Origin of the sequence: Streptomyces viridifaciens (assembly GCF_001888885.2) — a bacterium.
GTDB classification, from domain to species: Bacteria; Actinomycetota; Actinomycetes; order Streptomycetales; family Streptomycetaceae; genus Kitasatospora; species Kitasatospora aureofaciens.
The window spans coordinates 1,407,912-1,420,645 of the sequence record NZ_CP090841.1; the positions used below are offsets into that span (position 1 = coordinate 1,407,912).

A 12,734-nucleotide genomic window follows, 5' to 3' on the forward strand; every position below is an offset into this window, starting at 1 on the left:
GTCAGGCCTCCAGCGCCGAGCGGAGGTCCCACAGGGTGCGCCAGGTCGCGGCGCCCTGTTCGGCGCGGCGGCGGACCGGGCCGTCCCAGTAGCCGAGCAGCCGGGCCGCGTCCGCCGGGTCGTCCTTGCGGACGACGCCGAGGAGTTGGCCAGGCAGGCGGCCGAGGAGGTCACCGCCGTCGGGCAGGTAGGCGGCGGTGACGCCGAGTGCGGTGGCCACGGAGACGGCCTCGGCGGTGCTCATCACGGTGGACGGGCGCTCGACGTCCCAGCCCTCGGTGGAGCGGCCGGTGCGCAGGTCTCGGAAGGCGGTGACCAGCGCTTCCAGGACCGCGTCGTCGACGGCGTAGCCGGCGCCGGCCCGGGCGACGGCGGTGGTGGACTGGCGGCGGACCAGTTCGACCTCGGCGGCGAGGCTGCCGATCGGGCCGACCGTCTCGAAGTTGAACCGCCGCTTGAGGGCGGCGGACATCTCGCTGACGCCCTTGTCCCGCAGGTTGGCGGTGGCGATCAGGGTGAAGCCCGCGGCGGCGTGCAGCTGCCCGTCCGGGGTGCCGGCCAACTCGGGTACGGCGATGCGCCGTTCGGAGAGCAGGGAGACCAGGGCGTCCTGCACCTCGGGCAGGCAGCGGGTCACCTCCTCGACCCGGGCGACGGCCCCGGTGGTCATCGCGGTGAGCACCGGGGAGGGGACGAGGGCTTCGCGGCTGGGGCCCTTGGCGAGCAGCAGGGCGTAGTTCCAGCCGTACTTGAGCTGGTCCTCGGTGGTGCCGGCGGTGCCCTGGACGGTGAGCGCGCTGGTGCCGCAGACGGCGGCGGCGAGCAGTTCGGAGAGCATCGACTTGGCGGTGCCGGGCTCGCCGACGAGCAGCAGGCCGCGCTCCCCGGCGAGGGTGACGACGCAGCGCTCGACCAGGGCGCGCTCGCCGACGAACTTGGGCTCGATCACCAGGCTGCGGCGCCCCGCCTTGAGCTTCTCACCGCCGCTGCCCATGACGAAGGTGACGACGGCGCGCGGGGTGAGGCGCCAGCCGGGCGGGCGCGGGCCGCTGTCGTGGGCGGCCAGGAACTCCAGTTCGGCGGCGTGCTTCTCCTCGGGCGGGACGATCTGCCGCTCCGCGGTCGCGGTGTTCGCGGCGGTCGTGGTCCTCGCGGCGGTCACGGTGTTCGCGGCGGTCGTGGGGGTCTCGGTGGCGGTCATCGGCGGGCCTTCCTGCGCTTGCCGGTCTGGAGCTCTTCGTAGCCGGGGGCGTCGCCGTCGACGGTGCGCTGCCACGCGAGGGCGAACAGCTCGGGGACGGGCAGGTGCGGCAGCACCGGCTGGTGGGTGGGCAGTTCGTACAGGGCGGCCTTCCAGGTCTCCACCGGCAGGGCGGGCGACTTGGCCTCCTGCCAGCCGCCGGGCAGGAAGAGACTGCGGCCGGCCCGGGCCCGCTTGGCCTCCAGCACCAGTCCCGCGGCGGCGAGTTCGGCGCGGGCGCGCTTGAGCCGGGCGGGCTTCCAGCCCGTCCAGCGGGCGGTGTTGCGGTCGGTCGGGTCGGGCAGTGCGAGCAGTTGGAGGTGGAGCGCGGCCGCGTCCTCGCCGATGCCGTGGGTGCGGGCCACTTCGGCGACCAGCTGGGGGGCGGACAGCTGGGGGTTCTGCAGCCAGGCCGCCCCGTCGCCGGTGGCCGTCACCGCGGCGGCGGAGGCGGCCAGGCGCTCCGGTTCGCCGCGCAGGACGGACTGGATCGCGGCCCGCTCGGTGCCGAACCAGTAGCTGTCGGAGAGCCCGTCGAGCAGTTCGAGCAGGGGGTCGTCCGGACCGGTGAGGGCGGCCGGGCGCAGCCAGACCCGCTCGAACTCGGCGTGGTACGGGGTGAGGACCAGCGCCGGGCCGCAGCGGACCAGGCCGTCCGGGTCGGCCCCGCCCTCGGCGGGCAGGCCGAAGTGGGGGCGGAGCACGGCGGCCAGCGAGGCGCCCTTGGCGGTCCGGACGAGGTCGAGGTCGAGCAGCAGCTCCGGATCGGCCAGCCGCTCGCGCAGCGCGGTGGCGGCCCGGGGCATCAGCGGTCGCAGCGGGCTGTCGGCGGGCAGGTGGTAGGCCAGCCAGCGCAGGGCGCGGATGGTGGTCCCCAGCACGCCGGAGGCGGGGACGGCGGATGAGTCCTCGGGCGCCAGTTGGGGGGTGCCGTGGCCGTCGCCGGTGAGCCGGAAGGTGGTGCTGCCGGTCAGCCAGGGGGTGTGGCCGGGGTTGAGCACCGCCTCGATGGTGGTGATGGGGACGCCCTGGACGGTGGCCTGGGCCTCTTCGGGAAGGGTGACGAGCCGTCCGAAGTGGCGGATCCAGGCCTCGGCGCCGGCGTCGAGGTCGGGGCCGTCGGTCCACAGCCGCTTCGGGTCGTCGGTGGGCAGCAGGGCGGCCCAGACGTCGGCGATGCCGTCGTGGTCGTGTCCGCGCAGCCAGTTCTGGGCGGCCCTGACCTCGGCGGGCTTGAGGTCGTACTCGGCGGGCACCTGGGCGTTGCCCCAGTGCAGGAGGCCGGGCGGCGGGCTGAGCAGCAGGGTGGCGCGGGTGGTTCCGATGCCGGTGAGTCCGGCGAAGGCGGCAGCGCGGGCCGCGTCCCATGGGACGGCCTTGCGCAGGGCGGCGATCCGACAGAACTTGGCGGTCCAGGCGGCGCCGACCCGCTCCTCGGTGCCGCGCTCCTCGACGGTGGTGAAGTGGGCGACGGGGCCGAACTCGCCGCTCGGGTCGTGGTCGACGGCGAGCCAGTGCACCGTGCCGTCGGTGTACTGGCGGCGGTGGCCCAGGATGATCACGGTGCGGTCGCCGCGGCGCAGCACCTCGCCCTGGCGGTGGGTGGCCGGCCGGCTCGTGTTGGTGCGGTCGGCCGGTTCGGCGAGGACGATCTCGCGCAGGGTGGCGCCGCGGTCGGCGAGCGGGCCCTTGGTGAGCTCGCCGAGCAGCAGCACCAGCGAGGAGCGGTGGGCCGGGTCGGTGAGCGGCGCGGCGACGGCGTGGGCCAGGACGTCCAGCCGGCCGAGCAGGTGCAGCCAGCCGTGGTTCGCGTCCCCGCCGTGCACGGTGACGGTCGCCGGGGTGCTCCAGCCTTCGCCGCCGGCGGCGGGCGGATCGGCGAGGACGGTGCTGACGGCGCGCAGGTTGTTGAGCGTCCAGCAGCGGTCGGAGCTGCCCCAGCCGCCGCCGAAGCCGCCGATTCCGGGCAGCACGGCGCCGACGGCGTCGCGCAGTTCGTGGTCGTGGCCGTGTGGGGGCCGCCACTCGGCGGCCTCGGCCTTGGTGGGCCGTTCGGCGTCGGGCTGCGGGAGGAAGCGGGCGGTCCGGTCGAGCAGGTCGGCGGCGGCGCGGGCGAGCCCGGCGACGCCGGCCAGCAGCAGCGGGTGGGTGATGCCGGGCAGGGCGGCGCCGACCGCCTCGACCGGCAGGCTGTTGCGGGCCTCGCCGCGCTGGGCGAGCGGGCGCCGGACCCCCTGCACGGTCAGCCAGCGCTGTTCGTCCGCCGGGACGGGTTCGCTGTCGGTGGGCCAGGCGAGGTCGATCAGTCGGGCGGCCTGGTCGGTAGTCAGGGCACGCAGCACCCGGGAGCCGGCCTCGTCGCGGGGCCGCAGGGAGTGCCAGTGGTCGTACGGCGGGACCAGTGCGGTGCCGGCGGCGGCGAGTTCACCCGCGCGGCAGGAGCGCAGCCCGGCGGTGCGGTCGGCGCGTTCGGCGAGGTCGGGCAGGCCGAGTTCGAGGAACTCGCCGGTGCGGCTGACCACCGGGCCCTGCGCGCCGGGCAGGGCGAGTCGGCCGACCGGAAGGACGTGGGTGTCGTTGCGGTCGTTCAGCGGCAGCACGATGCGCTGCCCGTCGGCGGTGAAGGTGGTGACGGCGCGTCCGGCGTCGCGCCGGACCCAGCTGCCGAGCACGGTGCCGTCGGTGCCGAGCGGGGTGCCCGCCAGGCCGGGCTGCATCGGCAGCAGACCGGTGCTGCCGAGGACGAGCGGGCCGGCCTCGGCGGTGGCGGCGATCACGGGCGGTTCGGCGGTGCGGCCCAGGGTGCCGGTGGCCGGGTCGAGTTCACGCAGCACGGGGCCGCCGTCCGGCGCGTGGCGCAGCGTCCAGTAGCCGGTGCCGTCGCCGAGAACGGGGTGCTCCTCGGGCAGCCGGGTGTCGCCGGGGTGCAGCGGGCGCGTGCCGGTGGTGCGGCCGCCGCCGGGCAGCGGGAGGGAGGCGACCTCCGGGTGGCGGTCGCCGTAGTGGTAGCCGGCGATGGTCCGGCCCTCCAGCTCGAAAGTCCGGTCCGGCCGGTTGGACCAGTACGCCTGCTGCTTCCCCGCCTCGGACCAGACGACGAGGAGTTCGCCGTCGACGAACCGCAGCCGGGGCCGGTTGCGGACGCCCGGCAGCGGGGACACCCGCAGGGTGTGCTCCAGCAGGATGCCCTGCGGGCCGACCACGAGGGCCTGGTCGCGGCGGGCGAGGATCAGGTACGGCCAGGCGTCCTCGATGATCAGGTCGTTCAGGCCGCGGGTGCGGTGGCCGGGGGCGGTCGCCGGGAGGGCGTCGGGGGCGGGCGGGTCGGCGAGCCTGCCGAGCGCCTCCTCCAGGGCGGGCCAGCCGAGTTCGTCCAGGATGCCGGCGCGGAGGGCGCGGGTGAGCAGCCCGGTGACGTCGAGCGCGGCGATCCGCTCGGCGGCGGCCGGGGCGACCGTGCGGATGGCGGTGCGGAACTGCGTCAGCGAGCGGACCAGGTCGTCGGCGCCGGCCAGGCCGCGGACGGCGGCGAGTTCGTCGGCGCGCTCCTCGGCCCACTCCGTGAACAGCTCCTCCAGCAGCGGCAGGACGGCCGCCCCGCGCTGGACGGCCGGGTCCCAGGCGGACGGGGCGGAGCGGCGCAGCAGCGGCCGGAAGCGCTCGTCGGCGGCGACGGCCGCGAAGGCGTCCGCGCCCTGGCCGCTCTGGCCGACCCACTCGCGCAGGTCGAAGCCCATCAGGTCGGCCGGCGGGTCGGCGACCGGCACGCCCGCGGCCAGCAGCAGGTTCAGCAGGTCGAGTCGGGTGTGGCTGGCGCGGATGCCGGTGAACAGGTCGACCGGGACGGCGTCGGCGCGCAGCCGTTCGGCCATCCGCCCGGCCAGGGCGAGGGTGGCCGGGCAGCTGGGGCGGCTGCGCCAGCCGCGGCCGAGGTGGTGGCACCAGCGCTGGAGCCAGGCGGCGGCGGGTTCGGCGCCCTCGGGGCGGGCGCCGGTGAGCAGTTCCTCCGCGCCGGTCTCGGCGAGGACGGCCAGCCAGGCGGTGTCGTACGCGGTGGAGTCGGTGCCGGAGGCGGCCGGGTCGGGCAGCAGCTCCAGCAGGCGGGTGCGGACCGCGGCCTCGCGCCGGCCCAGGTCGATCAGTGCGCCGTGCCAGGACTTCCAGAACGCCGCGGGCGCCCGGTTGACCGCCGGAGAGTCCAGCAGCTCGGCGAGCAGCGCCCGTTCGTGCTCGGGGCGGTCAAGCCCGGCGGCCCGGATCAGCGCGCGGGCGTCCTCGGCGACGCCGGCGTAGGGGGCCATGCCGGCCGCGGAGCGCTCGGTGCACAGCTGGCGGAAGCGCTGCCAGGCGGTCAGCGGGTCGAGCCGCTGGGCGAGCTCCTTGACGTACTGGCGCAGGGACTTGACGGTGAGCGCGCCAGCCAGGGCGAACTCCAGGAAAACGGCGCGCAGCCGCTCCTCGTCGACGGCCAGGTTGTGGGTGCGCTCGGCCTCACGGGCCCTGCCGAACCAGGCGGCGGCGTACGTCCGGTTGTCGTGGGCGAGGAAGATCCGACCGACCTCCTCGCAGAAGGCGGGCAGGAAGTGCGGCACGGCGCGGCCGAGCCGGGTGGCGAGCGCGTCGAAGCCGTCCTTGGCGGCGCCGGGCTTGGAGCGGGCCTGGCGGGCCAGCCGCTCCAGGTCCTTGACCAGGGCGAGCGCGTGGTGCCCGTTGGCGGGGTCGTGGACCAGCGCCCAGGCCGGAAAGCCGAGGGCCTCCTGGCGGACCTGGCCGACCTCGGCGGGCTCGCCCTCGGGGGTGAGGCCGAGGAACTCCAGGGCGAGGTCCTCGGCGCGGCCGAGGGCACCGGGCACCAGCCGGACGATCCGGCGGCCGTCCAGGGCGGGGTGGGCGTAGCCGCGGGCGGTCAGCACGTCGGCGGCGCTGTCGGGGCGGCCGGCGCCGGGCAGCGTGCCGGGTGGGAGGACGGCTCCGGCGTCGAGCAGTGCCTCGGGCGTGGTGGCGCCCTGGTTCGGGACGGTGATGGTCATGCGGCTTCCTCCCCTTCGATCGTGCGGCCCGCGTACAGGGCGGCGGCCGTCCTCATGCCCTCGGACCAGGCGACCGGCCCGACCTCGGCGAGCGGCAGGGCGCGGCCGTCGGGGCCGGCCCAGCTGAGCGCACCCGTCTCGCAGGCGTCGTACTCGTAGTAGTCGCCGACCCACACCCGGGCCTCGACGGTGCGGCCGCCCTCGGTGATCGGCTGGACCGCGGAGCCGCCGCGGACCCGGCAGCCGAGCCGGGTGCAGCGCCCGACCAGCTCGCGCAGTTCGCGGTAGCGGCCGCCGGCGTAGGTGGTGACCTCGGTGCCGGCCGACGGCTCGTCGGGCCGGTGCCAGACCTCGCGGTAGAGCTGCTGGACCCGCTGGGAGACGCCGAGCTCGACGGCGAACTCGCGCAGGTCGTCGAGGTCCGGGAGCAGCACCGGGTGGGGTATCAGGACCTCGCCGTCGGTGAGGCGGACGGTGTCGCCGTCGAGGTCGACCAGGCCGAGGCCGCGCTCGGCGTCCGCGTCGCGCAGGAAGCCGGCGACGGCGCCGTCCGGACCGGTGACCACGACATCGCGCAGGACGGCCCGCCAGGCCTCGTCCGGCCAGACGGCGGCGAGCACGGCGGCGGGCACCGGCAGCGAGCGCACCATCCAGCGCTCGACGTCCTCCTGGCAGCGCCGCTCGTGCGCGGCCAGCCACTCGGCGAGCTGCTTGAGCTGGGTCACCACCGGGTCGTCACCGAGCTTCGACGGCACGGACTTGAGCGCGCGCCCCGCAGCGTTGCGGCACACCACCCTGCCCTCCTCGTCGAGCGCGACGCGGTACCCTCCCGCGTCCGTCTCCACCCATGCCACGGCCGTACTCCTCCCACCGGGGAACGTCGTTCTGATCACCGGCCGGCCAGCGGAACGCCTGCTGACCAGCGATGCGAGGAACGTAGCGAGGGGTACTGACAACGCGACGGGCGGGGGAGGCTCTCGGTGGGCAGGGGCTTTGAAACCACTCGAACGAGTGAGCGATCAAGCTGGGGATGGCTCGGTCCGCCGCCTCGTACGGTGAGGCGGCCGCCCGCACCGCGCGGGGCTACGACGTCGAGTACCGCGAGCTCAACGGCGGCCACGACTGCGCCTGCTGACGCGGCGGGCTCGCCGACGGGCCGGCCCACCTGCTGGGCTGACCGACCCCGCGAGGAGCCGATTCACCCACATGGACGGTTTCGATCGATTCGCACACCCCCCAGCCGCCGGACGCCTAACGTCGGGAGCCCACACCGGATGACGTTGGGGGGTCAGCGATGAACGCGTCCTCGTCCGCCACGCCGCCACCGATGTCGTGGCAGTACTGCGGCAACCAGATCAAGTTGTGGCGGGCGCGCGCCGGCGTCAGCCGCGAGGACCTGGCGGCAGAGGCCGGGTACAGCTACGAGAGCCTGCGATCGATGGAGGCGGGACGGCGGAAGCCCTCACCGCACCTGTTGCAGGTGGCGGACGAAATGTGTGACGCGAAGGGGATTCTGGTAGCGGGAGTGCAGTTCCTCAAGCCGGAGAAGTACCCTCACTTCGCCGAGGACTACATGCGCTACGAGGCTGAGGCCGTGGTCATCCACTGGTACGAGACCTTGCTCATCCCTGGGCTTCTCCAGACCGAAGAAACGGCGAGAACGCTACTCCACGCAAACTGGCCTCCGCTCGATGACGACACCATCGAGGAACGCGTCACAGCGCGTCTCGAACGTCAGGAAGTGCTGAAGACACAGACCAAGTCCTTCAACTTCCTCATCGGCGAAGCAGCGCTACGAAACCCGCTCGCTTCGGAGGTCGTCCACAAGTGTCAACTGCTTCACCTCCTGGCTGTGGGCTCAGCACGCCACATCGTCATCCAGGTCGTACCTGGCTCGGGCGCACACACAGGACTGAACGGCCCGTTCATCCTGCTCGACAGTGATGAGCATCAGCGACTTGCCTATGAGGAAGGACAGGCCATGGGGCTACTCCATTCCGACCCGGGAAAGGTCAGCCTCCTGAGCCAACGCCATGCGATGATCCTCCAGCGGGCCCTCAGTCCCGAGGCCTCGGCGGAGTTCATCGGAAAGCTGGCGGAGGATCTATGAACAGCGAACTGGCTTGGTTCAAGTCCAGCCACAGCGGCACCGAAGGTGGCGCCTGCGTCGAGATCGCCCTCGCCCCGGACACCGTCCACGTCCGCGACTCCAAGGACAAGACCGGGCCACAGCTCTGCTTCACCCCTGAGGCGTGGACCGACTTCGTCCAGTTCGCCCGAGAGGTTTCTCCTCTGGATCGCTGAATCCACCGGTAGAGCCGTGGGGTTCCGATACGAGCCTCTACGCCACTCGTGCTAGCGTCCCCGTGGCAGCGCACCGGCGCCGGCCCCGGACGAGATGTGCGCCGTACCCGGCCCGCCAAGACGACGCACCAGGGAGACGTCATGGCTGCCGGTACACCGATCGCCCGTCCGCTGGGCGTGCCGTGGATCCACGGCTCGCCGTCCGCGAAGCACAACACGGACCCGGACATCCAGGTCCACGCGTACGACGAGCACACCGTCATCCTCCGGCAGAACAAGGCGGTCAACTATGAGGCGCCGTTCCTGTTCCTGCTCTTCGGGGCCGAGCGGGCCGTCCTGATCGACACCGGGGCGACGGCGGAGGCCGAGTACTTCCCGTTGCGTGCGACCGTCGACAACCTGATGGCGAACTGGCTCGCCCGCAACCCCCGGGACGACTACCGACTGCTGGTGCTGCACACCCACCCGCACGGCGACCACATCGCGGGCGACGGGCAGTTCGCCGACCGGCCCGCCACCACCCTGATCGGTGCCGAACTGCCACTCGCCTGGCCGTACTTCGGCTTCGACCGGGACGCCGGGACCATCGCCCGGGTCGACCTCGGCGGCGGGCGGGTACTGGAGTGCCTGGCCACCCCGGGACACCACGAGGCGGCGGTCACCTACTACGACCCGTGGACCGGCTTCCTCCTCACCGGCGACACCGTCTACCCCGGCCGGCTCTACATCAACGACTGGCCCGCCTTCAGCCGCACCGTCGAACGGCTGATCGCGTTCGCCGACAGCCGCCCGGTGACGCACGTCCTCGGCTGCCACATCGAGATGACCCGCACCCCGGGCGTCGACTACCCGATCCGCACCACCTACCAGCCCGACGAGCCCCCGCTCCAGCTCACCGTCGACCATCTGCACCGCATCCGCGCGGCCGTCGCCGAACTGGGCGACCGGCCGCGCCGGTACCCGCTGGACGACCTCATCCTCTGGCCGAGCGACTGAGGCGGCTCAGTCCCGGTAGGGGACGAGGCGCGACAGGTCCAGATCGAAGTCGAACGGTTCGGGGATGTGGATCGTCTCGCCGAACTCCCGGTCGGTCCGGGTGTGGTAGCGGTCGTGGTTCGGCTCCGAGAACAGGGTGACCGACTTCTGCCGTGGGTCGATGATCAGGTAGAGCGGAAAGCCCATGCGGGGGTAGTCGCGGACCTTTCCCGACCAGTCGTTGTCGGGGTTGGACGGCGACACGACCTCGACTGCGATCAACGCAAGCTCGGCAGGGATGTTGTGTCCTGCCAGGTCGATCACGTCCTCGGGCAGGTAGGTGAGGTCCGGATTGCGAACGGCGCCGACCCCAGGCGACGAGAGGTCGCTATTTCCACTCGTGAAGTAGCCGACCGGGCAGTGCACGTCGAACTGGCGCTGCACGATCGAAAGGTTCAACTGGTGGATCGAGGAGGGCGACGCCTGCATGACGATGACATCGCCGGACAGCTCGACCTTGAAGCCGTCCGGGAGGCTGCGCCGGGCCTCTTCGAGAAGGCGGTAGTGCTCAGGATTCATGCGATCTCCTCCAGTGCTCCTGCCACAAGTACGAGAGTAACGGCCGATCAGCAGCCCATCCCGCTGGACCGAACGGACATTCGGCTGGGATGGTGACCGCCATGAACAGAGATCAACTTGGCCGACTCATCGGCTCGGGCTTCGGGCTCGTCTTCATCGAGGCCAATGCGGGCGCGCTGCCCACGGCGGTCGCCGTCCTGCTGCGGGTGGTCGGGGTGGCGGCGTTCCTCGCCCTGGTGCTGCTCGGGCGGCGCCGTCCGCAGGTGGCCGAGTCCGGGAGCGAGCCCGGGGGTGCGAGCTTCGGGAGTCGGTACTGGCTGGTGGTGATGGCCGAGGTGGTGGCGATCGTCGCCGGGTTGGCGGTGATCAACAAGGTGCTGCACACCCCGGAGGCGACCGCGGGGTGGATCGCCCTGGTGGTCGGGGTGCACTTCTTCGGGATCGCGGTGGCCTGGCGGCGGCCCGCGATGCACGCCCTCGGCGCCGGGCTGGCGGCCTGCGGGGCGCTCGGGCTGGTGCTGGCGTTCTGCGGGGCCGCCGCGGCCGTGGTCGCACTGGTGGCCGGGATCGCGCCCGGTGCGATGCTGCTCGGGTCGGTGTGGTGGTCCGGCCGGGCGGTGGTGGCGCCCGGCCGGGCGGGGTGAGCCTCAGTCGGTGGCGGTGCGGGCCGGCAGGCGCGGGGTGAGGAGGGCGCCGGCGGGCTCACCCGGACGGCGAAGTGTGGGCGCCGGCGACTCTCGACTGGGCGGGTCAAAGTGACGTTCCAGTGGCGACGACACCGGCCGTGTAGATCCAGTCGAAGCCGTCGTACCCCGGCCCGTCCAGGTGCTCGGCCCGCTGCAGGCCGGCCCGCAGGGCGACGCGCTGGGAGGGCAGGTTCTCGGGGCGGATGCGGGCGATCAGCGGCAGTTCGGGGACGTGGGCGGCGGACCAGGAGACGACGGCGGTGGCGGCCTCACCGGCGAAGCCACGGCCCCAGGCGGCGGGGGCGAAGCGGTAGAAGAGGTTGAGAACCGGTCGGCCGGCCAGTTCCATCGGCTTGACGCCGCAGAACCCGAGCACGGGCACGGCACCGCGCGAACGGACCGTCCAGTAGCCGAAGCCCCGGGCCTGCCAGAGGGCGTCCCAACGGCCGTACCGGTCCTCGGCCTCGGACCGCGTGTCGAGGGCGTCCGAGGGGTTGTGGCGGCAGGCGGCAGGGTCCCGGTGGACGGCGAGGAGGGCGTCGATGTCGCCCTCGGTCGGGCGGCTCAGGGAGAGCCGACGAGTGGTCAGTTCCTCGTGTTCACTCACCCGTTGACTGTAACGGCGGCCTCAGTGCGCCGCCGGGGGCGGGGTGAGACCGGCGCAGCCGCGCAGGCCGTCGCGGCGCTTGAGGGCGGCCTCGGCGGCGGCGCCGGTGACCGGCTCCGGGATGCCCTTGTCGTCGATGGTGGCCGGGGCGAAGGCCTCCCCGGTGACCTTGCCGTCGGCGGCGAGGGTGAGGGTGGTGACGCCGGTCTCGTTGGAGAAGGCGTAGTTGGACGTGCCGTACCAGAGGAAGTTGCCGAAGCCGTAGCCGACGTAGGTGTTGCCGAGCATGCCCGAGCCGACCATGGTGTGGGCGTGGGTGCCGACCACCGCGGAGGCTCCGACGGCGGCGAGCTTCTTGGCGATGGCGGTCTGCGCGGCCGTCGGACAGGCCTTGCCCTCCTCGCCCCAGTGCAGGTAGACGAGCACCACCGGGGCCTGCTGCTTGGCCGCCTGCACCGCCGAGACCAGCGCGGGGACGTCCAGCGCCGAGGCTATGCCGGGCTTGTTGGCACCGGCCCGCCACTTCTGGTTGGTGATGTCCTCGACCTGGCTGGCGGCGACCACCGCGACCTTCACCCCGCGCACGGTCGTCACGTACGGGGCGTACGCCTCCTTGGCGTTGTGCCCGACCCCGAGCACCGGGATGGGCGAGGAGTCCTTGGCGGCCAGGGTGTCGACGAGGCCGTCGGCGCCGAAGTCGACGGCGTGGTTGTTGGCCATCGAGACGACGTCGACGCCGGAGTCCTTGAGGACGGACAGCGCCTTGGGCGTGGTGCGGAAGGTGTACGTCTTCGGCTCCGGCGCGCCGCGCCCGGTGATCGCGGTCTCCAGGTTGAGCACGGACAGGTCGGCGTCCGCGAGGGTACGGGAGAGCGGGCCCAGCGCCGTCTCGGGCGACTGGACGGTGAGCCGGGGCTGGGTGCGGCCCTCGAAGTGGACGTCCCCGGCGAAGGCGACGGTGATGGTGCCGTCCGGGCGGGGCGCGCCGCCCTTGGTGGGGGCCGGGGCGGCGGTACCGGAGGGTGCGGCGGAGGAGGCGGGCGCCGCGGCGGGCGGGGCGGACTTCGCCGGGGCGGGCGCGGGGTCGTCCGGCCCGCAGGCGGCGACGGCGGTCAGCCCGACGAACACGGCGACGGCGGCCGCGGCACGGCGCATGAGTGGTTCCCCCCGGAGGTCGATGCAAGAGCGGTCAGCCTACGCCACCGAATCGCCACCACTTGAGCCCGCACCCGCAACATTCCGGACACAAAGCCGAACAAGGAGGCGGGCACGGAGGCAGGGACGAAGCCGGACAGAGTGCGGGAGACGAACCC

The 12,734-nt window shown here is 73.5% G+C and carries 10 protein-coding genes and 1 riboswitch; of the genes, 4 read left to right on the forward strand and 6 right to left on the reverse strand.

The window, feature by feature from the left end:
- Position 1: 1 nt before the first annotated feature.
- Genes BOQ63_RS13750 through BOQ63_RS13760 form a run of 3 tightly spaced genes read right to left on the reverse strand, consistent with a single transcriptional unit; the run spans position 2 to position 7,124 of the window.
- A complete protein-coding gene (locus BOQ63_RS13750; RefSeq protein ID WP_030551754.1) occupies positions 2-1,201 on the reverse strand; it encodes an ATP-binding protein in 1,200 nt (399 codons plus the stop codon).
- Positions 1,198-6,270 carry a hypothetical protein gene (locus BOQ63_RS13755; protein ID WP_150475881.1) on the reverse strand — a complete coding sequence of 1,691 codons (5,073 nt, stop codon included), beginning with the start codon at positions 6,268-6,270 and terminating at the stop codon, positions 1,198-1,200. Before BOQ63_RS13755 ends, BOQ63_RS13750 begins: the two co-directional genes overlap by 4 nt.
- Complete coding sequence (locus tag BOQ63_RS13760; protein ID WP_030280191.1) at positions 6,267-7,124, reverse strand: DUF4132 domain-containing protein; 858 nt, start codon at positions 7,122-7,124, stop codon at positions 6,267-6,269. Before BOQ63_RS13760 ends, BOQ63_RS13755 begins: the two co-directional genes overlap by 4 nt.
- Before the next feature lie 473 nt (positions 7,125-7,597).
- On the opposite strand from BOQ63_RS13760, the gene BOQ63_RS13765 reads away from it, so the two are divergent.
- The 3 genes from BOQ63_RS13765 to BOQ63_RS13775 all read left to right on the forward strand — a co-directional run bounded on the left by BOQ63_RS13765 (position 7,598) and on the right by BOQ63_RS13775 (position 9,570).
- The gene (locus BOQ63_RS13765; protein WP_030280189.1) at positions 7,598-8,380 is read left to right on the forward strand and encodes a helix-turn-helix domain-containing protein; all 783 of its coding nucleotides are present in this window, start codon (positions 7,598-7,600) and stop codon (positions 8,378-8,380) included.
- Positions 8,377-8,574 carry a DUF397 domain-containing protein gene (locus tag BOQ63_RS13770; RefSeq protein WP_030280187.1) on the forward strand — a complete coding sequence of 66 codons (198 nt, stop codon included), beginning with the start codon at positions 8,377-8,379 and terminating at the stop codon, positions 8,572-8,574. Before BOQ63_RS13765 ends, BOQ63_RS13770 begins: the two co-directional genes overlap by 4 nt.
- Positions 8,575-8,642: 68 nt before the next feature.
- Positions 8,643-8,704, forward strand: a riboswitch (guanidine-III (ykkC-III) riboswitch).
- Positions 8,705-8,715: 11 nt separating this feature from the next.
- Positions 8,716-9,570, forward strand: a complete 855-nt coding sequence (locus BOQ63_RS13775) for an MBL fold metallo-hydrolase (protein ID WP_072654330.1) — start codon at positions 8,716-8,718, stop codon at positions 9,568-9,570.
- Between the two features lie 6 nt (positions 9,571-9,576).
- On the opposite strand, the gene BOQ63_RS13780 is transcribed toward BOQ63_RS13775, so the two are convergent.
- Positions 9,577-10,128 (reverse strand): Uma2 family endonuclease, encoded by a 552-nt coding sequence (locus tag BOQ63_RS13780; RefSeq protein ID WP_030280183.1) that lies wholly within the window; start codon positions 10,126-10,128, stop codon positions 9,577-9,579.
- A gap of 101 nt (positions 10,129-10,229) precedes the next feature.
- Here BOQ63_RS13780 and BOQ63_RS13785 point away from each other — a divergent pair, with 101 nt between their 5' ends.
- Positions 10,230-10,772 carry a hypothetical protein gene (locus BOQ63_RS13785; protein WP_157846544.1) on the forward strand — a complete coding sequence of 181 codons (543 nt, stop codon included), beginning with the start codon at positions 10,230-10,232 and terminating at the stop codon, positions 10,770-10,772.
- A gap of 106 nt (positions 10,773-10,878) precedes the next feature.
- Here BOQ63_RS13785 and BOQ63_RS13790 read toward each other — a convergent pair whose 3' ends face one another.
- Together BOQ63_RS13790 and BOQ63_RS13795 are read right to left on the reverse strand one after the other, a co-directional pair.
- Positions 10,879-11,421 (reverse strand): GNAT family N-acetyltransferase, encoded by a 543-nt coding sequence (locus BOQ63_RS13790; protein ID WP_072654331.1) that lies wholly within the window; start codon positions 11,419-11,421, stop codon positions 10,879-10,881.
- Between the two features lie 21 nt (positions 11,422-11,442).
- Positions 11,443-12,576 carry a CapA family protein gene (locus BOQ63_RS13795; RefSeq protein ID WP_030280177.1) on the reverse strand — a complete coding sequence of 378 codons (1,134 nt, stop codon included), beginning with the start codon at positions 12,574-12,576 and terminating at the stop codon, positions 11,443-11,445.
- Between the last annotated feature and the right edge of the window lie 158 nt (positions 12,577-12,734).